A 26697-nucleotide genomic window follows, 5' to 3' on the forward strand; every position below is an offset into this window, starting at 1 on the left:
GTTCGCGCCGGCTCCGGAAGCGGCCGAACCGGCGCCCGTGGCTCCACTCACGCTCTACTCCTCGTGCTCCCCGGTCGAAGGCTCCGTGCCCTCGACAGTGCCCTCTGTCACGCCCTCGGCGTGAACCTCGGCCAGCTCGCCATCGACGTCATCGGCCCCATCGACCTCTTCCGCCTCACGGCCGGCCTCGGCATTGCGCGCGATGCCGACGACGGCGTCGCGCTTGCCCAGATTGATCAGTTGAACGCCCATGGTGTCACGGCCCGTCTCCCTGACTTCATTGACTCGCGTACGAATCACACCACCGCCGAGCGTGATGGCGAGAATCTCGTCGGTCTCCTCGACCACCAGCGCACCGACGAGCGATCCGCGGTCCTCCACGATCTTGGCGGCCTTGATACCGAGGCCGCCGCGGCCCTGGACGCGGTACTCGTCGACGGGAGTCCGCTTCGCGTACCCGCCGTCGGTAGCGGTGAAGACGAACGTACCGGGCCGGACGACATTCATCGAGAGCAGTTCGTCGCCCTCGCGGAAACTCATCCCCTTGACGCCCGAGGTGGCACGGCCCATCGGGCGCAGCGCGTCGTCCGTCGCGGTGAACCGGATCGACTGGGCCTTCTTGCTGATGAGCAGCAGATCGTCCTCGGCCGACACCAGCTCGGCGCCGATCAGCTCGTCGTCGCCGCCGTCCGGCATCTCGCGCAGGTTGATCGCGATGACACCGCCCGAGCGCGGCGAGTCGTAGTCCTTGAGCGCGGTCTTCTTCACCAGACCGCCCTTCGTCGCCAGGATCAGGTACGGCACGGCCTCGTAGTCGCGGATCGCCAGGATCTGGGCGATCTTCTCGTCCGGCTGGAAGGCCAGCAGGTTGGCGACGTGCTGGCCGCGCGCGTCCCGGCCGGCGTCCGGGAGCTCGTACGCCTTGGCCCGGTAGACCCGGCCCTTGTTCGTGAAGAACAGCAGCCAGTGGTGGGTCGTCGAGACGAAGAAGTGGTCGACGATGTCGTCTTCCCGCAGCTTCGTCCCGCGCACGCCCTTGCCGCCGCGCTTCTGCGAGCGGTAGTCGTCCGTCTTCGTGCGCTTCACATAGCCGCTGCGGGAGATCGTGACGACGATGTCCTCCTCGGCGATCAGGTCCTCGATGGACATGTCACCGTCGAAGGGCACCAGCTGGGAGCGCCGCTCGTCGCCGAACTTGTCGACGATCGCCGCCAGCTCCTCGCTGACGATGGTGCGCTGCTTGGCGGGCGAGGCCAGGATCGCGTTGTACTCGTTGATCTTCGCCTGGAGCTCGTCGTGCTCGGCGGTGATCTTCTGGTGCTCCAGCGCGGCCAGCCGGCGCAGCTGCATCTCCAGGATCGCGTTCGCCTGGAGCTCGTCGATCTCCAGCAGGCCCATCAGGCCCTCGCGCGCGATGTCCACCGTGTTGCTGCGCCGGATGAGGGCGATGACCTCGTCGATGGCGTTCAGGGCCTTGAGGAGGCCGCGCAGGATGTGCGCCCGCTCCTCGGCCTTGCGCAGCCGGAACTTCGTCCGCCGGACGATGACCTCGATCTGGTGCGTCACCCAGTGACGGATGAACGCGTCGATCGACAGCGTGCGCGGCACCCCGTCGACGAGCGCCAGCATGTTCGCGCCGAAGTTCGTCTGGAGGTCGGTGTGCTTGTACAGGTTGTTCAGGACGACCTTGGCGACCGCGTCCCGCTTGAGGACGACGACCAGGCGCTGACCCGTACGCGAGGAGGTCTCGTCCCGGACGTCCGCGATCCCGCCGACCCTGCCGTCCTTGACCAGGTCGGCGATCTTCTGCGCGAGGTTGTCGGGGTTGGTCTGGTACGGAAGCTCCGTGACGACCAGGCACTGGCGGCCCTGGATCTCCTCGACCGCGACGACCGCGCGCATCGTGATGGAGCCACGGCCGGTGCGGTACGCCTCCTCGATGCCCTTGCGGCCCACGACCAGCGCGCCGGTGGGGAAGTCGGGGCCCTTGATGCGCTCGATCAGCGCGTCCAGCAGCTCCTCGTGCGAGGCCTCGGGGTGCTCCAGATACCACTGGGCGCCGGAGGCGACCTCACGGAGGTTGTGCGGCGGGATGTTGGTCGCCATGCCGACCGCGATGCCCGCGGAGCCGTTGACCAGGAGGTTCGGGAAGCGCGCCGGCAGGACCGTCGGCTCCTGGTTGCGGCCGTCGTAGTTGTCCTGGAAGTCGACGGTCTCCTCGTCGATGTCCCGGACCATCTCCATGGACAGCGGCATCATCTTGCACTCGGTGTACCGCATGGCGGCGGCCGGGTCGTTGCCCGGGGAACCGAAGTTGCCGTTGGAGTCCACCAGCGGCATGCGCATCGACCAGTGCTGCGCGAGGCGCACCAGGGCGTCGTAGATGGAGGAGTCGCCGTGCGGGTGGTACGTGCCCATGACGTCGCCGACGACGCGGGCGCACTTGTAGAAGCCCTTCTCGGGGCGGTACCCGCCGTCGTACATCGCGTACAGCACCCGGCGGTGGACGGGCTTGAGGCCGTCCCGTACGTCGGGCAGCGCACGCGAGACGATGACGGACATCGCGTAGTCGAGGTAGGAGCGCTGCATCTCCGTCTCGAGCCCGACGGGCTCGACACGCATGCCCACACCGGGGACGGTCTCTTCCTCGGGCGTCACGGGTTCAGGTGTCACAGGGGTGTTCTCGTCGGCCATTACTGGTCAAAGTCCTTTCGAGCTGCGGCGTCGCTGGTACGGCCGACTCAGATGTCGAGGAAGCGGACGTCCTTGGCATTGCGCTGGATGAACGAGCGCCGTGCCTCGACGTCCTCACCCATGAGCACCGAGAACAGGTCGTCGGCCTGCGCCGCGTCGTCCAGCGTGACCTGGCCGAGGACCCGGTGGTCGACGTCCATGGTCGTGACGCGCAGCTCTTCGGCGTTCATCTCGCCGAGGCCCTTGAAGCGCTGGATCGAGTCTTCCTTGATCCGCTTGCCGTTCTGCTTCCCGAGCGCCACCAAGGCGTCGCGCTCCCGGTCCGAGTACGCGTACTCGAAGTCGTCCCGGCCCCACTTGATCTTGTAGAGCGGCGGGCGCGAGAGGTAGACGTGCCCGGCCTCCACCAGCGGCCGCATGAAGCGGAAGAGGAACGTCAGCAGCAGGGTGTTGATGTGCTGACCGTCGACGTCGGCGTCCGCCATCAGGATGATCTTGTGATAGCGGAGCTTCTCGATGTCGAAGTCCTCGTGGACCCCGGTGCCGAACGCCGAGATCAGCGCCTGGACCTCGGTGTTCTGGAGGATCTTGTCGATCCTGGCCTTCTCGACGTTCAGGATCTTGCCGCGGATGGGCAGGATCGCCTGGTACATCGGGTTACGGCCGGACTTCGCCGAACCACCGGCGGAGTCGCCCTCGACGATGAAGATCTCGCACTTGGTGGGGTCGTTCGACTGGCAGTCGCTGAGCTTGCCCGGCAGTGAGGCGCTCTCCAGCAGCCCCTTGCGCCGCGTCAGGTCACGCGCCTTGCGGGCCGCCACACGGGCGGTCGAGGCGGCGATGCCCTTGCGGATGATGTCGGCGGCCTCGTTGGGATTGCGGTCGAACCAGTCCGTCAGCTGCTCGTGGACGACCTTCTGCACGAAGGTCTTGGCCTCCGTGTTGCCCAGCTTGGTCTTCGTCTGGCCCTCGAACTGCGGCTCGCCCAGCTTCACCGAGATGATCGCGGTGAGGCCCTCGCGGACGTCCTCGCCGGTGAGGTTGTCGTCCTTCTCGCGGAGCAGCTTCTTGTCGCGCGCGTACCGGTTGACCAGCGAGGTCAGCGCCGCACGGAAGCCCTCCTCGTGCGTGCCGCCCTCGTGCGTGTGGATCGCGTTGGCGAAGGAGTAGACACCCTCGGTGTACTGCGTGTTCCACTGCATGGCGATCTCGGCCGAGAGGAGACGGTCCTTGTCCTCGGCCTCGATGTCGATCACCGACTGGTGAATGACGTCGCCCTTGCGGGAGTTGAGGTACTTCACGAAATCGACGATGCCGTTTTCGTAGTGGTACGTGACCGTGCGGGCGGTCTCCTCCTCGGCCGGCTCGACCGCGTCCGCGCTGTCCGCGCCCGCCGTCGCCTTCGCCGACTCCCGCTCGTCGGTGAGCTTGAGAGTGAGGCCCTTGTTGAGGAACGCCATCTCCTGGAAGCGGCGCGAGAGGGTCTCGAAGCTGTACTCGGTGGTCTCGAAGATGTCCCCGTCGGCCCAGAAGGTGACCGTCGTACCGGTCTCCTCGGTGGCCTCGTGCTGGGCCAGCGGGGCGGTCGGGACACCGAGCTTGTAGTCCTGGGTCCAGCGGTGGCCGTCCGTCTTGACCTCGACGGCGACCCGGGTGGACAGGGCGTTGACGACGGAGACGCCGACGCCGTGCAGACCGCCGGAGACGGCGTAGCCGCCGCCGCCGAACTTGCCGCCCGCGTGCAGCACGGTCAGCACGACCTCGACGGCCGGCTTCCCTTCGGACGGCACGATGCCGACCGGGATGCCCCGGCCGTTGTCGATCACACGCACCCCGCCGTCGGGGAGGATCGTGACGTCGATGGTGTCCGCGTGGCCCGCCATCGCCTCGTCGACCGAGTTGTCGACGACTTCCTGCACGAGGTGGTGCAGGCCGCGCTCACCGGTCGAGCCGATGTACATGCCAGGCCGCTTGCGGACCGCGTCCAGCCCTTCCAGCACGGTGATCGCGCTGGCGTCGTACGAGGCGGCGACCTCGCCGTGCTCGCCCGCTGTGGACGGAATGTTCTCGTTGGGGTTGCCGGAATCGGCCACGAAGCGCCCTTTCTGGCACAGCACAGGCCGTTCTCCGGACAGGCGGGAGCGGCTGCGTCGTTCGGCTTGTATCGACGACTCCCGCCTCAGCGGCGGGATTACTCACCAGTCTACCGGTAGCACTGACATGAATGGGGGTTTGCCGGTACCTGAGTACGCATGTGCCGCCCTGAATGAGCGGCTGACGACTCCCCATATTCGGGAAGGGGCTCCAAGAGGCCCTGAAGGGCTTTGAGCGCTTCGGCCTGTCAACCTCTCACTAAGGTGAGGGACGCTCCGGCCGTACCGCCCGGTTTCCTCTCGCGCGAACCCTGACGAACCCGCCCAGAAGGCCGCCCGGTACACGACAAGTTTACGCCAAAAGTGCAGCTCAGCGCGGTGACCGGTGATCCTTACGGGAATGGCGGGAGGAGCGGACGACCCGGCCGCGGACCCGGCGGGGCCCGACCCCCTCCCGCCGGCGGCCCGCGCCCTCACCCGTAGGTGTCGCCCGGGCCCTTGCTGCCGGGCGCCCGCAACGGCCCGAACCGGCGCTCCGGGCCCCCCGGCCCGACCACTTTGATCATCCGTACGGTGCCCTGCCCCAGATCCGCGTTCAGCCGGGCCACCAGCTGCGGAGCCAGCAGCCGCAGCTGCGTCGCCCACGCCGTCGAGTCGCAGCTGACGGTCAGCACCCGGGCGTCCGGATCGTCGTCGTACCGCAGGGGTACGCAGTGGTTGGCCAGATCGTCGCCGACGATCTGCGGCCACCGCCCCATTACCCCGCCGACCGCCGCGGGCGTCTCCCAGCCCCGCTCGGTGATGAGCCGGTTGATCGCGGAGCCCAGCGGCTGCGGATCCCGGCCGTCCGAACGGGCGCCCGAGCGCAGCCCGCCGCCCCGCCGGGCCTGCTTCTTCTGCTGCGCCGCCGCACCCCGCGCCCTGGCCTGTTCCTTCGCCGCCCGCAACGCGACCCGGGCGAGATCGACCCCGGTCACCTCGGGCGGCTTCGACGCCCCTGAAGGCGCCCCGGAGGCGGCTCCGGACGAAGTCCCGGAGGCCGCCCCGGAAGCGGCCGGATCCGGCAACGCCTCTCCCGGCCCACCGGCCCGGCCCGCGCCCTTGCCCTTCGCGCGCGCCGCTCCCGTACCGCCCGCGCGGGCGGCCGATCCCCGTCGGCCCGCCCCGCTCTCGCCCCGGCCGGTCATACGCGCTCCACCTCGCCCGAGGACACCGCGTACCGCGCCCCCGCCAGCACGCCGGGAACGTCCTCCGCCACCGCGGCCGTCACGAGCACCTGCTCGCCGGGGGCCACCAGCTCCGCCAGCCGCTCACGGCGACGGGCGTCCAGCTCGGCGAAGACGTCGTCCAGCACCAGCACCGGCTCGTTGCCCTCGGAGCGCAACAGCTCGTAACTGGCCAGCCGCAGCGCCAGCGCGTAGCTCCAGGACTCGCCGTGACTCGCGTACCCCTTCGCCGGCATCCCCCGCAGACCGAGCACCAGATCGTCGCGGTGCGGGCCGACGAGGGTCACGCCCCGCTCGATCTCCTGCTTGCGGACGCCCACGAGCGCCGCGATGAGCTGCTCGTACAGCTCGTCGCGGGTGCGCGCGGGACCCACGTCCTCGCCGACCGAACTGCGGTACTCCAGCGCCACCGGACCGCCGCCCGGAGCCACGTCCCCGTACGCCTTGTCGGCCAGCGGCTGGAGCGTGGCGATCAGATCGAGGCGCTGCGCGAGCAGCTCCGCGCCCACGCGGCCCAGGTGCTGGTCCCAGACGTCGAGGGTGGACATGTCCATCGAGCGGCCGCCGTGCCGCCGGGCCATCGCCGCGGACTTCAGCAGGGTGTTGCGCTGCTTGAGCACCCGCTCGTAGTCGGAGCGGACCCCGGCCATCCGGGGGGACCGCGCCGTGATCAGCTCGTCCAGGAACCGCCGCCGCTCACCGGGGTCGCCCTTGACCAGGGCCAGGTCCTCCGGAGCGAACAGCACAGTCCGTACGATCCCGAGCACGTCACGCGGTCTGACCTGCGAGGACCGGTTGATACGGGCCCGGTTGGCGCGTCCGGGGTTCAGCTCCAGCTCGATCAGCTGGGAACGCTCGCCCTGGGTGACCGCAGCACGGATCACCGCCCGCTCGGCGCCCATCCGCACCAGCGGGGCGTCCGAGGAGACCCGGTGGCTGCCGAGAGTGGCGAGATAGCCGACGGCCTCGACGAGGTTGGTCTTGCCCTGCCCGTTGGGGCCCACGAACGCGGTGACGCCCGGGTCGAGAGGGACCTCGACCCGGGCGTACGAGCGGAAGTCGGCCAGCGAGAGATGGGTGACGTGCATGGTGGCCGCCCTCTCCCGACAGTGCTTCCAGGTTGTCGCGGCGCCGGCGCGTGGCCGGCGGCGCGATCAGTTCTCGTTCTTGGACTCGACCGCGTGCCCGCCGAACTGGTTGCGCAGCGCGGCGATCATCTTCATCTGCGGCGAGTCGTCCTGGCGCGAGGCGAACCGCGCGAACAGCGACGCCGTGATCGCGGGCAGCGGCACCGCGTTGTCGATCGCGGCCTCCACCGTCCAGCGGCCCTCGCCCGAGTCGGCGGCGAAGCCCCGGAGCTTGTCCAGGTGCTCGTCGTCGTCGAGCGCGTTGACCGCGAGGTCGAGCAGCCAGGAACGGATGACCGTGCCCTCCTGCCAGGAGCGGAAGACCTCGCGCACGTCGGTGACGGAGTCGACCTTCTCCAGCAGCTCCCAGCCCTCGGCGTAGGCCTGCATCATGGCGTACTCGATGCCGTTGTGGACCATCTTCGCGAAGTGGCCGGCGCCGACCTTGCCCGCGTGCACGGAGCCGAAGTCGCCCTCGGGCTTCAGCGCGTCGAAGACCGGCTGGACCTTCGCCACGTTCTCCTCGGTGCCGCCGTACATCAGGGCGTAGCCGTTCTCCAGGCCCCAGACGCCGCCGGAGACTCCGCAGTCGACGAAGCCGATGTCCTTGATGCCCAGCTCGACCGCGTGCTTCTCGTCGTCGGTCCACCGCGAGTTCCCACCGTCGACGACGACGTCGCCGGGCGAGAGCAGGTCGGCGAGCTCGTCGATCGTGGACTGGGTCGCGGCACCGGCCGGGACCATGACCCAGATGACCCGCGGGCCCTTCAGCTTGCCCACAAGCTCTTCGAGACTGTGGACATCGGCGACATCCGGGTTGCGGTCGTAACCGATGACGGTGTGGCCTGCGCGGCGGATGCGCTCGCGCATGTTGCCGCCCATCTTGCCGAGGCCGACGAGACCGAGCTCCATCAGAGATTCCTTAAGCGTCGTGGCGATAAGCGTCGGGGCGTTTGCGCCCAGGACCGAGCCTACGCCCGGCCGGGGACAGCGCGGCGGGCCCGCTCCGCGCCGAGCGGGCCCGCCGGAAACTGCCGCGGATACGTCCCCCGATCGGCCGGGGGATGCCGGGATCAGCCGGAAAGGCGCACCGGCATGATCAGGTACTTGTACGCGTCGTCCGCCTCGGCGTCGACGGCCGGACGGCCGCTGAGCAGGGCGGGCTTGGTGGACGTGGTGAACGAGAGCTGCGCGACCGGGGAGTCGATCGCGCTCAGACCGTCCAGCAGGAACGTCGGGTTGAAGGCGATCGAGATGTCGTCGCCCTCCAGCACCGCGTCGACGCGCTCCACAGCCTGTGCGTCGTCGCTGGAGCCGGCTTCCAGGATGAGGACACCCTGCTCGAAGCTGAGCCGTACGGGGGTGTTGCGCTCGGCGACCAGGGCCACACGCTTGACGGCCTCGACGAACGGGGCCGTCTCGATCACGGCGACGGAGTTGAACTCGGTCGGGAAGAGCGTGCGGTACTTCGGCAGGTCGCCTTCGAGGAGGCGCGTGGTCGTCCGGCGTCCGGCGCCCTCGAAGCCGATCAGGCCCTCGCCCGCGCCGGAGCCGGAGAGCGCCAGGGTGACCGTGTCGCCGCTCGTGAGCGCCTTGGCGGTGTCCAGGAGGGTCTTGGCGGGCACCAGGGCGACCGCCGAGGCGTCGGCGTCCTCGGGCTTCCACAGGAACTCGCGGACCGCGAAGCGGTAGCGGTCGGTGGAGGCGAGGGTGACGGTGTCGCCCTCGATCTCGATCCGCACACCGGTGAGCACCGGCAGCGTGTCGTCGCGCCCGGCGGCGATGGCGACCTGGGCGGCGGCCGAGGCGAAGACCTCACCGGGGACGGTGCCCGTGGCGGTCGGCATCTGCGGCAGCGCGGGGTACTCCTCCACAGGCAGTGTGTGCAGGGTGAAGCGGGAGGAGCCGCAGACGACCGTGGCCCGCACACCGTCGGTGGAGATCTCCACCGGGCGGTTGGGCAGGGCGCGGCAGATGTCGGCGAGCAGCCGGCCGGAGACGAGCACCGTGCCGTCCTCGTCGATCTCCGCGTCCACGGAGACCCTCGCGGAGACCTCGTAGTCGAAGCTGGAGAAGCTGAGAGCTCCGTCCTCGGCCTTCAGCAGAAGGCCCGCGAGAACGGGCGCCGGCGGACGGGCCGGGAGGCTGCGGGCCACCCAGGCCACCGCCTCCGCGAGTACATCGCGCTCCACCCGGATCTTCACCGGAACCGCCTCCTGCTGTTGCTCGCTCGCCCTGCTGGCCTTCGTCGTCTGGACCGGAGCTCCCTGCCGAGGGCTGGGGAGGCTCCGGGGTCCAGTCTGACGTACGGCACCGACAGTCGTTGCTGCTCGGGGTCAAGTCGGGCCAAGAGCTTCGCGGCGGTCGAGGGTCGAGTTGTACACAGGCCCCACTTCGAAGCTGATTCCTGGCTAACTCTGGGTGGTAGTAGTAGTAGGCCTTGTGGATACCGTGGATAACGTCGTTTGCGCAGGTCAGCGACTGTTTTTTGTCCACCGGTCCTGTGGGTGGCGCCCGTGGAAAACCAGGGCTTTCTGTGGACGGGCGAAAGTTCTGCACACCCGATGCACAGGAGGGGGCCACTTCTCCCCAGGCCTGTCCCCAGCTTTACCCACGTTCCCCACAGCCCAACCGACCACCTTGGTGTGACGCCTTTCACTCCGGGCGGTGAGAGCGTGTGTTGCGTTGCCGAACAGTGGACAGAGGTGTGGAGAAGCAGGCAGAAGCTGGGGACAACACGGCGCAACCTGTGGGCCGCCGGTGGACAACAACGATCACCTCCTGTGGACGAAAAAACTGTCCACAGGCTGTGGATCACGGTTGACCACAAATCCCCAGCCACGTGACCTGGCCTGATGGAGTATCGGCAGCACACCCTGTGGACGCAATATGGACAACTTCCCAGTCCCCAGGCTGTGGACGGAAGATTTCTCCCCTATCTGTGGAGAAGGGCCCCTGAGCAGGCCGTATTCGAACAGCGCGGGGCCGACAGGGTGCTCGACGCGGGCTTCGAACAGGCCGACGGGGTGATCGGCGCGGGCCGCGAACAGCCCGACGGAGGCTTCGGAGGGCCCGCCGCAGGGCCCTGAGAGCGCGAAAAGGCGCCTGCCGCGGACCGTGGAGGTCCGTGACAGGCGCCCATGAGGAACGCTCCGGGGGAAGCCCGGCGATCCGGCGTCAGCCGTTCTTGATGCGGTTGGTCAGCTCGGTGACCTGGTTGTAGATGGAACGGCGCTCCGCCATCAGCGCCCGGATCTTCCGGTCCGCGTGCATCACCGTCGTATGGTCGCGGCCGCCGAACTGCGCACCGATCTTCGGCAGCGAGAGGTCGGTCAGCTCGCGGCACAGATACATGGCGATCTGGCGCGCCGTCACCAGGACCCGGCTGCGCGAGGATCCGCAGAGGTCGTCCACGGTCAGGCCGAAGTAGTCCGCGGTCGCCGCCATGATGGCCGGCGCGGTGATCTCCGGCGCCGATTCCTCGCCGCCCGGGATCAGATCCTTCAGGACGATCTCGGTCAGCCCGAGGTCCACCGGCTGCCGGTTCAGGGAGGCGAAGGCGGTCACCCGGATCAGCGCGCCCTCCAGCTCACGGATGTTGCGCGAGATCCGCGAGGCGATGAACTCCAGGACCTCCGGCGGGGCGTTGAGCTGCTCCTGCACCGCCTTCTTCCGGAGGATCGCGATCCGGGTCTCCAGCTCGGGCGGCTGGACGTCGGTCGTCAGACCCCACTCGAAGCGGTTGCGCAGCCGGTCCTCCAGTGTCACCAGCTGCTTGGGCGGCCGGTCCGAGGAGAGCACGATCTGCTTGTTCGCGTTGTGCAGCGTATTGAAGGTGTGGAAGAACTCCTCCTGTGTCGACTCCTTGCTCGCCAGGAACTGGATGTCGTCGACCAGCAGGATGTCCACGTCGCGGTACCGCTTGCGGAAGGTGTCGCCCTTGCCGTCGCGGATCGAGTTGATGAACTCGTTGGTGAACTCCTCCGAGCTCACGTACCGCACCCGGGTCCCCGGGTAGAGGCTCCGCGCGTAGTGCCCGATGGCGTGCAGCAGGTGGGTCTTGCCGAGCCCCGACTCCCCGTAGATGAAGAGGGGGTTGTACGCCTTCGCCGGAGCCTCGGCGACGGCGACGGCCGCGGCGTGCGCGAACCGGTTGGACGCCCCGATGACGAAGGTGTCGAAGAGGTACTTCGGGTTCAGCCGGGCGTGCGGTTCGCCGGGGCCCGGCGCGGGGGCCGGCTGGGCGCCCATCGGCCCGGGGACCGAACCGCCGGTCCGCCCGGGCCCGTGACCGCCCTGGCGGGGGCCCGGCTGCTGCTGGTCCTGCCGGTCGGGGCGCTGCTGCTCGTACCCCTGGTGCTCGGGGGGCTGCGACCGGTAGTCGTGCTGCTGCTGGGGGCGCCCGGTGCCGTACGGCTCGCGCCACTGCTCCGGGTGCTGCTCCCGGTACTGCTCGTTCTCGCGCTCCCGGTACGACTCGCTCTCGCGGTACGGCTCGCCGGAGGGCTGCTCGCGGTCCTGGTACCCGCCGTGCCGCGGCTGCTGCCAGGAGAGGTCCTCCTGGGTACGCGGCCAGGCGCCGGGCTCCGGGCGCTGCTGCTGGTAGTCGGGGTAGGCCGGCCGGGCCGTCGGCATGCCGTCGTCGGAGGGACGGTGGCCGTATCCGTCGTACGCGTCGCCCCGCGGACCGTCGTCGCGCGGCTGCGCCGGGTAACGGTGGCCCTGCTGGCTCAGGTGCGACTGGTGCATCGGGGGCGCCGGCGGGGAGGGCGGTTCGCCCGCGGAGTCGTCGACGGTGATCGCGATCCGGATGGGGCGGCCGCACTCGCGGGTCAGCGTCTCGCTGATGAGCGGCGCGAGCCGGCCCTCCAGGACGCGCTTGCCCCATTCATTGGGGACGGCCAGCAGTGCGGTGTCGGCGACGAGTGCCAGGGGCTGGCAGCGCTCGATCCACTGCTTGTCCTTCGGCTCGATGCCCTGCTGACCCTCCCCGAGGAGTTGTTCCAGCACTCGCGGCCACACTGCGGCAAGATCGGCAGGTACGTCAGCCACAAGGCACGCTCTCTCGCATGTCCCACGAATGTGTGGTTCTCGGGACGGGATGGGTCGGGTCGGGTGAGGCCCGGCAGTCGGGAAGGAAAAGAACCGGAGTTCAGCCACGGTAGTCAGGCGGAGCCGCGCGGTTCAAGTTGTTGTCCACAGGCTGTGCACAATGGGGGGTCCCGCGAAGCCGGTTTGACCGGATGGCGTAGCCGCGCGTACCGTGACCAGGTCGAGTTGTCGATGGCTGCTGCCGCCTGCCTCCGATGGGCAAAGATCACGATCTGTGATTGTGAAGCGGTGCACTAAGGCGTTTACGCGAGTTCCTCGTGGGCGCACGGTGACAGCCAGGCGATGTCCCGCCAACACACGAATCATTTCTGGAGCCCCCGAGTGAGCAAGCGCACCTTCCAGCCGAACAACCGTCGTCGCGCCAAGACCCATGGCTTCCGGCTGCGCATGCGTACCCGTGCCGGCCGTGCGATTCTCGCGAACCGCCGTGGCAAGGGCCGCAGCAGCCTGTCCGCCTGATCGCCAACAGGTCCATGACGTGCTGCCTACCGAGAATCGGCTGAGGCGGCGCGAGGACTTCGCGACCGCGGTACGACGAGGACGTCGAGCCGGACGTCCACTGCTCGTCGTCCATCTACGCAGCGGTGATACGGACCCGCACGTGACGGGGGAGACTGTTCCCCCGCCGCGTGCGGGTTTCGTTGTCAGCAAGGCCGTGGGGGGCGCGGTCGTCCGTACCTCGGTGAAGCGGAAGCTTCGCCACCTGGTCCGCGACCGGCTGGCTCAGCTGCCCCCCGGTAGCCTTGTTGTCGTACGGGCGCTGCCCGGTGCGGGCGACGCCGATCATGCACAGCTGGCCCGAGACCTGGACGCCGCCCTGCAGCGGCTGCTGGGAGGGGGCGCGCGATGAAGTACCCGCTGCTTGCTCTCATCAAGCTGTACCAGTGGACGATCAGTCCACTCCTCGGGCCTGTCTGCCGTTATTACCCGTCGTGTTCCCACTATGGATATACGTCGATCGACAGGCACGGTGCCATCAAGGGAACAGCGCTGACAGCCTGGCGCATCCTGCGGTGCAATCCGTGGTCACCCGGCGGTGTGGACCATGTCCCGCCACGCAAGCGTCCGCGGTGGCACGAGCTGCTGCGCAATGCCCTGCGCGGCGAAAAGGGCGGGGAGTCCGCCGCTGATGTGCCGTCCGGGGGGTCGGTCTCCGAACCTCCGAGCCCGGCCGCAGAGACCTCGCCCAATGCTCAAGGAGCCTGATTAGTGGACACGATTGCCAGTCTGTTCAGCTTTATCACCACACCCGTCTCATGGGTCATCGTTCAGTTCCACAAGGTCTACGGGGCGCTCTTCGGCGACGACTCCGGCTGGGCCTGGGGTCTGTCGATCGTGTCGCTGGTGGTGCTGATCCGGATCTGCCTGATCCCGCTCTTCGTGAAGCAGATCAAGTCGACCCGCAACATGCAGGTGCTCCAGCCGAAGATGAAGGCGATCCAGGAGCGCTACAAGAACGACAAGCAGCGTCAGTCCGAAGAGATGATGAAGCTGTACAAGGAGACGGGCACCAACCCGCTCTCCTCGTGCCTTCCCATCCTGGCGCAGTCCCCGTTCTTCTTCGCCCTCTATCACGTGCTGTCGTCCATCGCCTCGGGCAAGAAGATCGGGGCGATCAACCAGGACCTGCTGGACAGCGCGCGTCAGGCGCACATCTTCGGCGCCCCGCTGGCCGCGAAGTTCACGGACAGCGTCGAGAAGGTCACCTCGCTCGACGCTTCTCTGATGGACGTCCGGATCGTCACCGCGATCATGATCGTGCTGATGTCGGCGTCGCAGTTCTTCACGCAGCGCCAGTTGATGACGAAGAACGTCGACCTGACGGTGAAGACCCCGTACATGCAGCAGCAGAAGATGCTGATGTACATCTTCCCGGTCATCTTCGCCGTGATGGGCATCAACTTCCCCGTCGGTGTCCTCGTCTACTGGCTGACCACGAACGTCTGGACCATGGGTCAGCAGATGTACGTGATCAACCAGAACCCGACGCCGGGCAGCAAGGCGCAGGACGCCTACCTCCAGCGGGTCCTCAAGAGCGTGACCGCCCACGAGCAGGTGCGCGGCCGGACCCGGCGCAACACCGTCAAGGCCATCGTCGCCAAGGGCCCCGACCGCAACGACATCGAGCGCAAGTTCATCACCGGCCTCGGCAAGCTGGGTCTCGCGGCCCAGGACGACGGCACGGTGCAGAAGAGCGAGACCGCCGCCGCCGACGTCGAGGGCAGCCAGGCGCACAAGCGCCAGCAGCCCAAGCGCCAGACCAAGGCGAAGCGCCAGACGACCGGTGCCACGGCCGGTGGAGCCAAGGACGCGGAACCCGCGGACGCCGGCCCCAAGACCTCGCTCGAGAAGCAGGACGCACCGCAGGACGACAAGCCGAAGTCGGCGGGCAAGCCCGCCTCCGGCTCCTCACGCCAAGCCAAATCCGGACAGCGCAAGGGCCCGCAGCGGCCCAAGCACCCGTCCAAGAAGTAAGAAGGAGTCCATCCGTGACGGAAGGCACCACCTCCACGGCCGCCGCTGAGGCCGGCAGCGACACCCTGACCCGCTTGGAGCAGGAGGGCGAGATCGCGGCCGACTATCTTGAGGGACTGCTCGACATCGCCGACCTCGACGGTGATATCGACATGGACGTCGAGGCGGACCGGGCCGCGGTGTCGATCATCAGCGAATCGGCGCGCGACCTCCAGAAGCTCGTGGGCCGCGACGGTGAGGTCCTGGAGGCGCTCCAGGAGCTGACGCGGCTGGCCGTCCACCGGGAGACGGGTGACCGCAGCCGTCTGATGCTGGACATCGGTGGCTTCCGTGCCAAGAAGCGCGAGATCCTCGCGGCGCTGGGTGCCAAGGCCGCGGACGAGGTCAAGAGCTCGGGCGAGCCGGTGAAGCTGGACCCGATGACGCCGTTCGAGCGCAAGGTCGTGCACGACGCGATCGCCGCGGCCGGTCTCCGGAGCGAGTCGGAGGGCGAGGAGCCGCAGCGCTTCGTCGTCGTTCTCCCGGCCTGACCGGATCCTTGTACTGTCGGCCCCGTCTGTTCGCAGGCGGGGCCGATCTTTGTCAGCCTGATAGTCAGCCACCCACAGTGCGCTAGTGCGGTATGGAAGGACGGTCCCCGTGACGGAGGCAGCAGAGCTCCCCCAGGCACCTGCGGAGGCGCAGGCGGTGTTCGGAGAGCTCTTCCCGGAGGCTGTCCGGTACGCGGAGCTTCTTGCGGATGCCGGGGTCAAGCGAGGCCTGATCGGGCCGCGTGAGGTCCCCCGGCTGTGGGAGCGGCACCTGCTGAACTGTGCGGTGCTCTCCGAGGTCGTGCCCAAAGGCGTCACCGTCTGCGATGTGGGCTCCGGCGCGGGGCTGCCGGGTATCCCGCTGGCTCTGGTGCGCCCCGATCTCAAGATCACCTTGCTGGAGCCGCTGCTGCGGCGGACGAACTTCCTCCAGGAAGTCGTCGAACTGCTCGGCCTGGACCATGTGACGGTCGTGCGCGGCCGGGCCGAGGAGGTCCTCGGGACGCTTCAGCCCGTTCATGTGGTGACCGCCCGTGCGGTGGCGCCGCTGGACCGGCTGGCGGGCTGGGGCGTGCCCCTGCTGAAGCCTTACGGGGAGATGCTCGCGCTCAAGGGCGACACCGCCGAGGAGGAGCTCAACGGCGCCAGGGCCGCGCTCAGCAAGCTCGGTGTCCTGGAGACGGAGGTGATCCAGGTCGGTGAGGGTTTGGTCGATCCGCTCTCCACCGTGGTCCGTGTCGTGGTGGGAGAGAGCCCGGGCGGTGTGAGGTTCGCCGCAAAGAGGGCCAAGGCCGCTCGGACGGAGCGGACGCGCAGGCGTCGCTGAGGGGCAGCTCGGGACGGTGGCGTCGTCCGGTCGGGAGCTCTGTCCGGCCGGGCGGTATGAGGTTTCTGTATGCTCTCGCGTCGCTTAGCGGCGGTTCTGCCGGAAAGTAGCGATACGTACCCCGTGCGGAGTGTCGTGGCCTGGTAGTTGCTTCGCGGGGGCATCGTGTTTCACGTGAAACGTCGCTCTCTGCTGCAGGGAATCATCGGCCGCGGTCGTGCGGCTGCCACGCCGCGCGACCGCAAGCCCGGACGGGTTGCCGAGTTGTCCACACGCACGGATTCATCCACAGAACAGCGGGCCTCGCTGGTTCACGACCCCGAAAGCATGGCAGGCTCTGTTCATTGCGAGCCTGAAGTCGAGGAGAGTGAATCCTTGCGGTCCGACGCCAACATCGCGGGACCGATGACCGACCCGGTCCCCGGTCCCCGAACCGAGTCCGTGGGTGAGGGTGTTTCACGTGAAACACCGCCGCCGATGGACGACACACCCATCGGCCGAGCCGCTCAGCTGGCGGTCGAGGCCCTCGGCCGCGCCGGCGAAGGGCTGCCCCGTCCTGACCGCACCCGCGTCATGGTGGTGGCCAACCAGAAGGGCGGGGTCGGGAAGACGACCACGACGGTCAACCTTGCCGCCTCCCTGGCCCTGCACGGTGCACGCGTTCTGGTGGTCGACCTCGACCCGCAGGGCAACGCCTCCACGGCCCTGGGCATCGATCACCACGCCGATGTTCCCTCGATCTACGACGTCCTGGTGGAGAGCCGCCCGCTCTCCGAGGTGGTCCAGCCCGTACCGGACGTCGAAGGTCTCTTCTGTGCCCCCGCCACCATCGATCTCGCCGGTGCGGAGATCGAGCTGGTCTCGCTGGTCGCACGGGAGAGCCGGCTCCAGCGGGCCATCCAGGCGTATGAGCAGCCGTTGGACTACATCCTCATCGACTGCCCGCCCTCGCTGGGTCTGTTGACGGTGAACGCGCTGGTGGCCGGGGCCGAGGTGCTGATCCCCATCCAGTGCGAGTACTACGCGCTGGAAGGCCTGGGCCAGCTCCTGCGGAACGTCGACCTGGTGCGGGGCCATCTCAATCCGGACCTGCACGTCTCGACGATCCTGTTGACGATGTACGACGGCCGGACGAGGCTCGCCTCGCAGGTCGCCGAGGAGGTTCGTACCCACTTCGGCAAGGAAGTGCTGCGGACGAGCATCCCGCGGTCGGTGCGCATCTCGGAGGCACCGAGCTACGGGCAGACCGTGCTGACCTATGACCCGGGGTCCAGCGGTTCGCTCTCGTATCTCGAAGCCGCCCGGGAGATCGCCCTACGGGGCGCCGGGGTGCACTACGAGGCTCAGCACGCCCACACGAGCAGTCAGAACAGCCAGCAGAACGTTTCGGAGGGCATTCAGTGAGTGAGCGTCGTAGAGGACTGGGGCGTGGGCTCGGTGCGCTGATCCCCGCCGCTCCCCAGGAGAAGCAGGTGTCGGCGCCCGGAGGCGGTGCGGCGTCGTCCGGCGCGGGTCCGGTTCTGACGGCCGAGCGCGGGGTGGCCGCTGCGAAGGTGACCGCGCTGCCTTCCGTCCCGGTGGTGCCGGAGCCCGCGTCCACTCCGGAGGGCCGGTCCGAGCAGGAAGCCGGGACGTCCGGCGCGTACTTCGCCGAGCTGCCGATCGGGACGATCACCCCGAACCCTCGCCAGCCTCGTGAGGTCTTCGACGAGGACGCGCTGGCCGAGCTGGTCGTCTCCATCAAGGAAGTCGGCCTTCTTCAGCCGGTCGTCGTCCGGAAGGTGGGCCCGGACAGCTACGAGCTCATCATGGGTGAGCGTCGGTGGAGGGCCTGCCGTGAAGCGGGCCTGGAGCGGATTCCCACCATCGTCCGTGCCACGGACGACGAGAAGCTGCTGCTGGACGCGCTTCTGGAGAACCTCCACCGGGCTCAGCTGAACCCGCTGGAGGAGGCCGCTGCGTACGACCAGCTCCTCAAGGACTTCAAGTGCACCCATGACCAGCTGGCCGACCGGATCGGCCGTTCGCGTCCGCAGGTGACGAACACACTGCGGCTGCTGCGGCTTTCGCCGCCGGTGCAGCGCCGGGTCGCCGCAGGCGTCCTCTCGGCCGGCCATGCCCGCGCGCTGCTGTCCGTGGACGATTCCGAGGAGCAGGACCGGCTGGCCCACCGCATCGTGGCCGAGGGGCTTTCGGTGCGCGCGGTCGAGGAGATCGTGACGCTCATGGGCTCGCGCCCCACGAGCGCTGCGAAGCCCAAGGGTCCGAGGGCCGGTGGCCGTCTGTCCCCCGCTCTGACCGACCTGGCGACCCGACTGTCCGATCGCTTCGAGACCCGGGTGAAGGTCGACCTCGGGCAGAAGAAGGGCAAGATCGTCGTCGAGTTCGCCTCGATGGAGGACCTGGACCGGATCCTCGGCAGTCTCGCCCCGGGCGAGGGGCGAGTGCTGGAGCGTCGGCTCGACGAGTCGTCCGAGGAGGACGACGAGGGCTGAGCGGCGGGACCCGAGGAAGGGCGGGCCGTGAGCCGGGTGCATACCGGAACACGGCCCGCCCTTTGCGCTCTCTCGGTATCCGCATCACCTCTGGGTGGATACGATGCGTTCTGGGACGGCGCATCCACGGTGATCGACCTCAGAGGAGGGCGGAGGCCTTGCGAAGAGTGAGCCGCAGTCGGCTCGTCACGGTCGGGCTGGGCCTGGGCGCCGTCGGGGGATTCGTCGGCAGTCTGTTCCATGAACGGAGCACACTGGCAGCCGCACGTGGTGCGGCGGGCGAAGGAAGGGAGGGATCGCTGTCATGGGGCGTCGGCTCGTACCACTCACCCTGGACAACCTTCCGGATCTCCCCGAGCGTTGCCGCTCGTGCGTCTTCTGGGAGCTTGACCCGGTCAGTGGGGAAGCCGCGGTAAAGGCGGGCAAGCCGGAGCTGGAGAAGGAAGCCTGGATCTCCGCGGTCCTCCTGGAGTGGGGGTCCTGCGGCCGGGTGGTCTATGTGGACGACGTGCCGGCGGGCTTCGTGCTCTATGCCCCGCCCGCGTACGTCCCCCGCTCGACGGCTTTCCCGACCAGCCCGGTCTCCCCCGATGCCGTCCAGCTCATCACTGGGCTGATCATTCCCGAGTACCAGGGTCAGGGGCTGGGCCGTGTCATGGTGCAGACGGTGGCGAAGGACGTTCTGCGCAGGGGTTTCAAGGCGATCGAGGCGTTCGGTGACGCGCGGTCCGAGCAAGCCACCTGCGTGCTTCCCGCGGATCATCTGCTGGCCGTCGGCTTCAAGACCGTGCGCCCGCATCCCGTGTACCCACGGCTGAGGCTGGATCTGCGGACGACGCTCTCCTGGAAGGAAGACGTGGAGATGGCGCTCGACCGGCTTCTGGGGGCGGTTCAGAAGGAACCGGTGCTGCGGCCGTTGTGAGGCAGGAACGCTGCTATCTGCCGCCATGCGAAACGGGCCCACCCCTTCAGGGGGTGGGCCCGTTTCACGTGAAACATCGCGCGCTGATGCGCGATTACGCGCTGATGAAGCCTTCGAGGTCGCGGAGGATCGCGGCCTTCGGCTTGGCGCCGACGATGGTCTTGGCGACCTCGCCGCCCTGGTACACGTTCAGGGTCGGGATGGACATCACGCCGTACTTGGCGGCGGTGGCCGGGTTCTCGTCGATGTTGAGCTTGACGATCTCGATCTGGTCGCCGTGCTCCGCTGCGATCGCCTCCAGCGAGGGGGCGATCTGGCGGCACGGGCCGCACCAGGCGGCCCAGAAGTCCACCAGAACGGGCTTGTCGCTCTTGAGGACGACCTCGTCGAAGGTGTCATCCGTAACGTGCTTCAGGTCGCCGGCCACGGCGGCCTCCTTAGTCTCTCGGGGTGGTGGGATGCGGTGCGGACGTTCAGACGGCCGGGGTCTTCTCCGGCTCGGCGGGCTCCGCGTCGGCCAGGGCCGCGAGGAAGCGCTCGGCGTCCAGGGCGGCGGAGCAGCCGGTGCCCGCTGCCGTGATGGCCTGACGGTAGGTGTGGTCGACCACGTCTCCGGCGCCGAAGACGCCGGTGAGGTTGGTACGGGTGGAGGGCGCCTCGACCTTCAGGTAGCCCTCGTCGTCGAGCTCCAGCTGACCCTTGAAGAGCTCGGTGCGCGGGTCGTGGCCTACGGCGATGAACAGTCCGGTCACGGGGAGCTCGGACGTCTCGCCGGTCTTGGTGTTGCGCAGGGTCAGACCGGAGAGCTTCTGGTCTCCCTTGACCTCGGCGACCTCGCTGTCCCACGCGAACTTGATCTTCGGGTCGGCGAAGGCCCGGTCCTGCATGGCCTTGGAGGCGCGCAGGGTGTCACGGCGGTGGACGATCGTGACGGACTTGGCGAAGCGGGAGAGGAACGTCGCCTCCTCCATCGCGGTGTCGCCGCCGCCGACCACGGCGATGTCGTGGTCCTTGAAGAAGAAGCCGTCGCAGGTGGCGCACCAGGAGACACCGCGTCCGGAGAGGGCGTCCTCGTTGGGCAGTCCGAGCTTGCGGTGCTGGGAGCCGGTCGTGACGATGACGGCCTTGGCGCGGTGGACGGTGCCCGCGGTGTCGGTGACCGTCTTGACGTCACCGGTGAGGTCGACCGCGACCACGTCGTCGGGGATCAGCTCGGCGCCGAAGCGCTCGGCCTGGGCGCGCATGTTGTCCATGAGCTCGGGGCCCATGATGCCGTCCTGGAAGCCGGGGAAGTTCTCCACGTCGGTGGTGTTCATCAGCGCACCGCCGGCCGTGACGGCGCCCTCGAAGACCAACGGGTTCAGCGAGGCGCGGGCGGTGTACAGCGCGGCGGTGTACCCGGCCGGTCCGGAGCCGATGATGATCACATTACGGACGTCGCTCACGGGTTTCTTCCTCGTTTCTGCAGACTGCCTAACTGCCTACGGGGTCGGTTCAACGACTCACACCCCACCCAACGGATCCTACGGCTGATGCATTCCCGAACGTGCCGCGGCGGTCGCGGACGGTTCTCAGGGGCGGTCGTAGGCGCGGGTGAGCAGCAGCTGCCCCGTGGACTCCGGGGCGGTGTCCACGCAGGAGGAGGCGACGAGATAGGCCCGCACGCGTGAGGGGTCGCTCGGGTGCGGAAGGACGACGAGATAGGCGTCCGTTCCCTGGTACGTCCCCTTGTCCAGGGCGAGGGCCGGCGTGGTGCGGCCGGTGGCCTGCTGGACACAGGGGGGAACGTCGACAGCAGGGGCCTTCAAGGGGCTCCTGGACGTCTCGGCCTCGGGGGTGAGGGCCTCACTCGTCGACTTGGTGTCCGCGCCCGGCGGCACCTTCTTGGCGCCGGGGCTCTCCGGGGATGCCCCACTGCCGAGGAGGTCCTGGACCTGCGATTCCAGTGTGCCGTCGGCGTAGGCGTGCGCGCGGCTCTCCCCGGCGCTGACCCCGCTGTCTGCCGCGGTCTTGGAGGAGTCGCCGGACGGGGCGATGGACTGGAGGAAGAAGACGCTCATCCCGATGACCGCCGCGCCGAACGCGGTGCCGAGGACCACAGCGCGCCGCCGCCGGCGGGAGGGACGACGGCCCGGTCCGGTGGCGGCGGAGGACCGGCCCGCAGGGCGGTCCGGAACGGAGGCGCCGACGCTCCTGGGAGCGGGTTCGTGCGTCGCACGGTCGGTCGTCGAGTCTTCGCCGGTCGTTGTTTCACGTGAAACAACGACCGGCTCGTCCACGGCGGGAGCGGTGGGGCGGCCCTCCGCCGCGAGAGCCGCGTCGATACGGGCGGCGATGTCCTCGGGCATCGGCTCCGGGGCGGGCATGGCTCCGAGGAGCCCCCGGATCTCTTCCAGGGATTCCTGTACCTCCGAGCAGAGGTCGCATCCCGCGACGTGCTGCCGGACGTCCGTCGCCCGGGAAGGGGAGAGCAGTCCCTCGGTGAGATCGGAGATCTCGGAGACCTCCGGGTGCTGAGCCGTGTCGGCCGTGGATGTCACGGGCGCCCACCTGCTCCCTTCGTAGCGGCAGGATCGCTTGCTCCTGCGTCTCTGGGGCCTGACGCAGGTGGGACGGATGCTCCGGGCGTCCGGTTCCTTCCGGTCGCGCCGCTCTCCCCGTCGGGGGTCTGCCCCCCGGTTCCCGCGCGCAGATGACGGACCAGGGGGGCCAGTCTCGCCCGGCCCCGGGCGCATCGGCTTTTCACTGTGCCGGTCGCCACCTCAAGGATGCTGGCTGCCTCCGCGACGGGGTAGCCCTGCATGTCGACGAGGACGAGGGCCGCCCGCTGTTCGGCGGGCAGTGTGGCCAGGGCTTCCTGGAGCTGACGGTGGAGGTCCTGCCGGACCGCTGGCGCCTCGGCCGATTCGTGGGGTTCCAGGAGCTGATCGAGCCGTTCGGCGTCGTCCACCGGGGATGTCTTGCGGGAGGCGGCCTTGCGGACCCGGTCGAGGCAGGCGTTCACGGTGATCCGGTGCAGCCAGGTGGTGACCGCGGACTGGCCGCGGAAGGTGTGGGCGGCGCGGAAGGCGTTGACGAGGGCGTCCTGGACGGCGTCGGCCGCCTCTTCCCTGTCCCCCAGGGTGCGCAGCGCCACGGCCCAGAGTCGGTCGCGGTGGCGGCGTACGAGCTCACCGAAGGCGTCGGGGTCACCCGCCACATGCTGGGCGAGCAGGTCCGAGTCGCTCGGTGCCTCTGGTGGAACGGAATCCACCGTGCTCCCCCTCCGAACCGGATCCGATGTCATATGCGGGCCGCACCCGGTGAAGCGGTGCGACGGGGAGAAGCCTGCCGTCACGGGTGTGACGGCCGCAACCCTTGTCGCCGCAGGCGCTCGGTGGTGCGGGCGGTCCGCCCCACAGTAACGGGCGAGTGGTGTCGGTGATCACGGGCCGGTACGGGTGGCCCGGCCCGGCCCGTGCGTCAGCCGAGGACGGAGATGTCGGTGACGCCGCCCCGGTAGCCACCCGTGCCGTCCGAGGGGAGTTCCGTGACGTGGATCAGGACGTAACGCGTCCGGACGGGCTCGTCGAGCTTCTCCTTGAGCGTCTTTCCCGCGACCGTCCGCTTGACGATCGGCTGGTCGAAGTCGGCCGTCGTGGAGGGGGACGAGGCGTTCGGGGCGGCGGCGAGGACCGTCGTCGTCTGCCCGCTCCGGTACATGGACACGTCGATGCCGGAGACGTCCCGCACCTTGCCGAGGTCGACGATGATTCCGCTGCCCTGCTTGCGCTGGGGGAGGTTCCCGAAGTTGGCGAACCCCTCGTACCGCGGGGTGACCCAGTGGGTTCCGGAATCGCCGTCGATGGTGTTCTGCACCTCCCGCTCCTTGATGCCGGAGCCGTCGGGCATGAACTCGGTGGCACCCGCGATGTCCAGCGGTTCGGCGGACGGCGCGGGCTTGTCGTCCTTGTTCTTGTCGTCCTCGTTCGGCTCGGTGACGCCGGTGTCCTCGGAGCCCTTGGTGCGGTCGAGCAACGCCTCCGCGAGCTGCCAGCTGCCGAGGCCCAGCGCGGCGATGAGGAGCGCCGAGACGGTCCACTTGAGCGCGCGGCCCGCACGGCTCTGCAGAGGGGCCGGAGGGACGGGCATCACGGGCTGGGTGGCGGCGGACGGGTGGGAGGACGGCCGTCCGTACGTGCCCTGCTGGTAGGTCGTGCGCTGGTAGGCCGGTGGCGCGGTGAACGTGGGTTCCGGAGGAAGGATGCGCGGCATGGCTGCGACGGCTTTGGCCAGCTCGTCCGGGGTGGTGCAGGGCGGTTCCTGCCGGGAGGCGGTGGCACCGTCGTTGGCGAGCGCCCGCATGGCGAGCTCGGAGAGGCCGCGATGGACGCCGGCCCGGACCTGGTCCGGGGCGATGAGGCCCAGGCCCTTGGGCAGCCCGGCGAGACCGTGGGCGTCGTCCCCGTACGGCCAGCGGTGGGTCAGTGCGGCGTACAGCAGGGCGCCGATGGCCTCGGTGTCCGTCCGGAGGGGGCGCTCCGCGGTGATGCCGCGCAGGGCGGCGTTCACGGCGAGGCCACGGATGCGGTACTGCCCGGTGGAGCTGCGCAGGACCGCGCCGGGGGTGAGCCGCAGATGGGACAGGCCCTCGCGGTGGGCGGCGGCCATCGCCTGGGAGAGCTGGCTGACGAGCTGGTAGGCGTCGTGGGCCTCCATCGGCCCGGTGGCCAGCAGAGCGGTGAGCTCGGTGGCGTCCGGCAGCCATTCGTGGACCACGTAGACGAGGTCGTCCTCCTCGACGGCGTCCAGGACCTGGACGAAGCGGGGGTCGCCGAGCAGAGCTGAGGAGCGGGCGGCGGCCAGCACCGAGCGGGCCCGCGGGTGGTCCGCGGGCAGCAGGTGCACGCCCACCGCCCGGCGGAGTTTCTCGTCGACAGCACGCCAGCTGCTGAAGCCGTCCAGGCGGGTGACGCACTCCTCCAGGCGGTAGCGCCCGGCGAGTTTGTGACCGCTGTGCAGATCGGGTGAGGCCGGAACGGCCTCGGAACGCTCCCGTCCGCCGTCCGTCTTCTCGGTGTCCTTGGGGCTCGCGCCCTCGGTTTCGTCGGCTTGCGCCGTCCCGTCGGTCGTGGCCTTGTCCGCCTTGGCGGTCAGCGGCTCGTCGCCGCCGTTGTCAGCCACGTCGACGGCAGCCGTGCTACGTTCCGCCACCGTCGTTCCTGCCTCCCCATCCGTTGCGCGATGCCAGCCAGCTCTGCACAGTCACGCCAATTGTGCCCACACTCCGGCGCTATGCACGACACGCGGAGTGCGGCGATGGTTGTGCGGGCGAGCGCTCATTCAGCGTCCGAGCCGTCCACGGACCATGCCGACCAGCCCGTTGACCTCTTCGATGCGCATCTTCTTCGCCGCGACGAAGAAGATGCCCAGGAGGATGACGCCGCCGCAGATCAGCGCGGCCAGTGAGCCGAGCGCGCCGGTGCCGACGAGTTCCAGGATCCCGAATCCGACGGCGCCGCCGACCAGGGCGGCGGGCACCGCGGCCATGCAGAGGCGCGCGTAGGTCCGCACGATGTGCGCGCCGTCCAGGTCGCCGCCCAGCCGGTTGCGCAGTCGGCGCCAGGCGACACCGACGCCGACCGCGTAGGCCAGACCGTAGGAGAAGGCCATGCCGACGACGGCCCAGCGGGCGGGCAGGACGACGTAACAGAGTGCGGAGGCGGCGGCGTTGACGGCGGCCACGATGACCGTGTTGTAGAAGGGGGTGCGGGTGTCCTCGTAGGCGTAGAACCCGCGGAGGACGACGTACTGCACGGAGTACGGGATCAGACCGAGCGCGAAGGCCATGAGGATGAAGCCCATGGAGCGGGCGGCCTCGATGCCGCTGGAGGCGTAGAGCAGAGTGGCCATCGGCAGGCCGAGCGCGAGGAAGGCGAAGGCCACCGGCACGATGGCGACGGCCGAGTTGCGCAGTCCCTGCGAGATGTCGTCGCGGACCGCACCCGGGTCGTTGTCATGGGCGGCCCGGGAGATGCGGGGCAGCAGCGCGGCCATGACCGAGACGGTGATGATGGCCTGCGGCATGCCCCAGATCAGCTGGGCGTTGGAGTAGGCCAGGAACCCGGTGCCGTCGTGGCCCGAGGCCGTGCCGGCCGCGGTGGCGAGCTGGGTGACGACCAGGACGCCCGCCTGGTTGGCCAGGACGAACAGCACGGTCCACTTGGCGAGCTTGACCGTCTTGCCGAGCCCGTGGCCCTTCCAGTCGAACCGGGGACGGAAGCGGAAGCCCGTCTCGCGCAGGTACGGGATCATCGCCAGGGACTGGACGACGAGGCCGAGCAGGGTGCCGATGCCCAGCAGCCGGACGCCTTCCGGCGGGATGGTGTCGACGCCCATCTGCGATTCGGCGGAGGTTCCATAGACCCAGATGAACAGCCCGAACGTGATGATCATGACGATGTTGTTGAGGACCGGGGTCCACATCATCGCGCCGAACTTGCCACGGGCGTTGAGGATCTGACCCATCACCACGTGCACGCCCATGAAGAAGATGGTGGGCAGGCAGTAGCGGGCGAAGGTGACGGCGACGCTGTTGGCGGCCACGTCATCGGCGATCGTGCTGGACATCAGCTTGATCAGCACCGGGGCGACGAGGACCGCTGCGGCGACGATCAGGCCGAGCGCGACCATCACCAGGGTCAGGAGCCGGTTGGCGAACGCCTCACCGCCGTCCTCGTCGTCCTTCATGGCACGGACGAGCTGCGGGACGAAGACCGAGTTGAGGCCACCGCCGACGGTGAGGATGTAGATCATCGTCGGCAGCGTGTAGGCGATGGTGAAGCTGTCGCCGAGCAGCGCGGCGCCGAGTGCGGCGGTGATGACCAGGGACCGCACGAAGCCGGTGAGCCGGGAGACGAGCGTGCCGGCGGCCATGACCGCGCTGGACTTGAGGAGTCCCGAGACCTTGCCACCGCCGCCCTTGGCGGGCACGGGTGCGGGAGCCGGTTCGGGCTGGGGCGGTACCGGGGGCTTCCCCGATCCCTCCTGGTCCCGGAAGAGGTGGGCGAAGGCGTCCGGCTCCTGCCGGTCGTCCGACGCCTGGGTGACGAGCGCGTCGACGCCGACGAACTGCGTGGTCGCCGGGCGGTCCCCGTACGGCAGGTGCCGGGAGGGCCCCGCCGGCTCGGGGGGCGGGGTCTGGGCCCAGATGCGCGG

22 protein-coding genes are annotated in these 26697 nt (G+C 69.1%); 9 read left to right on the top strand and 13 right to left on the bottom strand.

Going from position 1 to position 26697, the window contains the following annotated elements:
- Window positions 1–54: 54 nt before the first annotated feature.
- From gyrA to dnaA, 7 genes are all read right to left on the bottom strand, one after another.
- On the bottom strand, window positions 55–2694 hold the full coding sequence (gene gyrA / locus HET64_RS09190; protein WP_215103603.1) for a DNA gyrase subunit A: 2640 nt from the start codon (window positions 2692–2694) through the stop codon (window positions 55–57).
- A gap of 47 nt (window positions 2695–2741) precedes the next feature.
- Window positions 2742–4811, bottom strand: coding sequence for a DNA topoisomerase (ATP-hydrolyzing) subunit B (gene gyrB, locus HET64_RS09195; RefSeq protein WP_215103611.1), 2070 nt, complete (start codon window positions 4809–4811; stop codon window positions 2742–2744).
- A gap of 449 nt (window positions 4812–5260) precedes the next feature.
- The gene (locus HET64_RS09200; protein WP_018957316.1) at window positions 5261–5764 is read right to left on the bottom strand and encodes a DUF721 domain-containing protein; all 504 of its coding nucleotides are present in this window, start codon (window positions 5762–5764) and stop codon (window positions 5261–5263) included.
- Window positions 5765–5970: 206 nt separating this feature from the next.
- The gene (gene recF, locus HET64_RS09205; RefSeq protein WP_215103613.1) at window positions 5971–7101 is read right to left on the bottom strand and encodes a DNA replication/repair protein RecF; all 1131 of its coding nucleotides are present in this window, start codon (window positions 7099–7101) and stop codon (window positions 5971–5973) included.
- Between the two features lie 66 nt (window positions 7102–7167).
- Window positions 7168–8052, bottom strand: coding sequence for a phosphogluconate dehydrogenase (NAD(+)-dependent, decarboxylating) (gnd, locus tag HET64_RS09210; protein ID WP_215103615.1), 885 nt, complete (start codon window positions 8050–8052; stop codon window positions 7168–7170).
- A gap of 161 nt (window positions 8053–8213) precedes the next feature.
- Window positions 8214–9344 carry a DNA polymerase III subunit beta gene (gene dnaN / locus HET64_RS09215; RefSeq protein WP_215103617.1) on the bottom strand — a complete coding sequence of 377 codons (1131 nt, stop codon included), beginning with the start codon at window positions 9342–9344 and terminating at the stop codon, window positions 8214–8216.
- 973 nt (window positions 9345–10317) lie between these two features.
- Complete coding sequence (gene dnaA, locus HET64_RS09220) at window positions 10318–12192, bottom strand: chromosomal replication initiator protein DnaA (RefSeq protein WP_215103619.1); 1875 nt, start codon at window positions 12190–12192, stop codon at window positions 10318–10320.
- A 381-nt stretch (window positions 12193–12573) separates the two neighbouring features.
- On the opposite strand from dnaA, the gene rpmH reads away from it, so the two are divergent.
- From rpmH to HET64_RS09265, 9 genes are all read left to right on the top strand, one after another.
- Window positions 12574–12711: a 50S ribosomal protein L34 gene (rpmH, locus tag HET64_RS09225; protein WP_003967884.1), complete on the top strand. Its 138-nt coding sequence runs from the start codon at window positions 12574–12576 to the stop codon at window positions 12709–12711.
- 19 nt (window positions 12712–12730) lie between these two features.
- Complete coding sequence (gene rnpA, locus HET64_RS09230) at window positions 12731–13102, top strand: ribonuclease P protein component (RefSeq protein WP_215103627.1); 372 nt, start codon at window positions 12731–12733, stop codon at window positions 13100–13102.
- The gene (yidD, locus tag HET64_RS09235) at window positions 13099–13458 is read left to right on the top strand and encodes a membrane protein insertion efficiency factor YidD (RefSeq protein WP_006125986.1); all 360 of its coding nucleotides are present in this window, start codon (window positions 13099–13101) and stop codon (window positions 13456–13458) included. Before rnpA ends, yidD begins: the two co-directional genes overlap by 4 nt.
- A 3-nt stretch (window positions 13459–13461) precedes the next feature.
- Complete coding sequence (gene yidC, locus HET64_RS09240; protein ID WP_215103629.1) at window positions 13462–14727, top strand: membrane protein insertase YidC; 1266 nt, start codon at window positions 13462–13464, stop codon at window positions 14725–14727.
- A gap of 14 nt (window positions 14728–14741) precedes the next feature.
- Window positions 14742–15257, top strand: coding sequence for a R3H domain-containing nucleic acid-binding protein (locus tag HET64_RS09245; RefSeq protein WP_097865601.1), 516 nt, complete (start codon window positions 14742–14744; stop codon window positions 15255–15257).
- Between the two features lie 109 nt (window positions 15258–15366).
- Window positions 15367–16083: a 16S rRNA (guanine(527)-N(7))-methyltransferase RsmG gene (gene rsmG / locus HET64_RS09250; RefSeq protein WP_215103631.1), complete on the top strand. Its 717-nt coding sequence runs from the start codon at window positions 15367–15369 to the stop codon at window positions 16081–16083.
- Window positions 16084–16410: 327 nt separating this feature from the next.
- Window positions 16411–17487 carry a ParA family protein gene (locus HET64_RS09255; protein WP_073799897.1) on the top strand — a complete coding sequence of 359 codons (1077 nt, stop codon included), beginning with the start codon at window positions 16411–16413 and terminating at the stop codon, window positions 17485–17487.
- On the top strand, window positions 17484–18578 hold the full coding sequence (locus HET64_RS09260; RefSeq protein WP_215103633.1) for a ParB/RepB/Spo0J family partition protein: 1095 nt from the start codon (window positions 17484–17486) through the stop codon (window positions 18576–18578). Before HET64_RS09255 ends, HET64_RS09260 begins: the two co-directional genes overlap by 4 nt.
- A gap of 304 nt (window positions 18579–18882) precedes the next feature.
- Entirely contained in the window at window positions 18883–19500 is a 618-nt protein-coding gene (locus HET64_RS09265) for a GNAT family N-acetyltransferase (protein ID WP_215103635.1), read from the top strand.
- A 94-nt stretch (window positions 19501–19594) separates the two neighbouring features.
- On the opposite strand, the gene trxA is transcribed toward HET64_RS09265, so the two are convergent.
- The 6 genes from trxA to murJ form a co-directional block, all read right to left on the bottom strand.
- Entirely contained in the window at window positions 19595–19927 is a 333-nt protein-coding gene (trxA, locus tag HET64_RS09270; RefSeq protein WP_018957328.1) for a thioredoxin, read from the bottom strand.
- Between the two features lie 46 nt (window positions 19928–19973).
- Window positions 19974–20945: a thioredoxin-disulfide reductase gene (gene trxB / locus HET64_RS09275; protein WP_215103637.1), complete on the bottom strand. Its 972-nt coding sequence runs from the start codon at window positions 20943–20945 to the stop codon at window positions 19974–19976.
- 126 nt (window positions 20946–21071) lie between these two features.
- A complete protein-coding gene (locus tag HET64_RS09280; protein WP_215103638.1) occupies window positions 21072–22040 on the bottom strand; it encodes a hypothetical protein in 969 nt (322 codons plus the stop codon).
- A complete protein-coding gene (gene sigM / locus HET64_RS09285; RefSeq protein ID WP_215103640.1) occupies window positions 22037–22753 on the bottom strand; it encodes an RNA polymerase sigma factor SigM in 717 nt (238 codons plus the stop codon). The genes HET64_RS09280 and sigM overlap by 4 nt, the downstream gene beginning before the upstream one ends.
- Window positions 22754–22962: 209 nt before the next feature.
- Entirely contained in the window at window positions 22963–24693 is a 1731-nt protein-coding gene (locus tag HET64_RS09290; protein ID WP_215103642.1) for a protein kinase family protein, read from the bottom strand.
- Between the two features lie 129 nt (window positions 24694–24822).
- On the bottom strand, window positions 24823–26697 hold a 1875-nt coding region (gene murJ, locus HET64_RS09295), incomplete at its 5' end, for a murein biosynthesis integral membrane protein MurJ (RefSeq protein ID WP_215103644.1).

Source organism: Streptomyces sp. McG3 (assembly GCF_018619185.1).
Lineage (GTDB): Bacteria > Actinomycetota > Actinomycetes > Streptomycetales > Streptomycetaceae > Streptomyces.

Bases quoted from the DNA above. Each gene is read 5' to 3' on its own strand.
- gyrA (WP_215103603.1), bottom strand. From the start codon at position 2,694: ATGGCCGACGAGAACACCCCTGTGACACCTGAACCCGTGACGCCCGAG.
- recF (WP_215103613.1), bottom strand. From the start codon at position 7,101: ATGCACGTCACCCATCTCTCGCTGGCCGACTTCCGCTCGTACGCCCGG.
- gnd (WP_215103615.1), bottom strand. From the start codon at position 8,052: ATGGAGCTCGGTCTCGTCGGCCTCGGCAAGATGGGCGGCAACATGCGC.
- yidD (WP_006125986.1), top strand. From the start codon at position 13,099: ATGAAGTACCCGCTGCTTGCTCTCATCAAGCTGTACCAGTGGACGATC.
- HET64_RS09255 (WP_073799897.1), top strand. From the start codon at position 16,411: ATGGCAGGCTCTGTTCATTGCGAGCCTGAAGTCGAGGAGAGTGAATCC.
- HET64_RS09265 (WP_215103635.1), top strand. From the start codon at position 18,883: ATGGGGCGTCGGCTCGTACCACTCACCCTGGACAACCTTCCGGATCTC.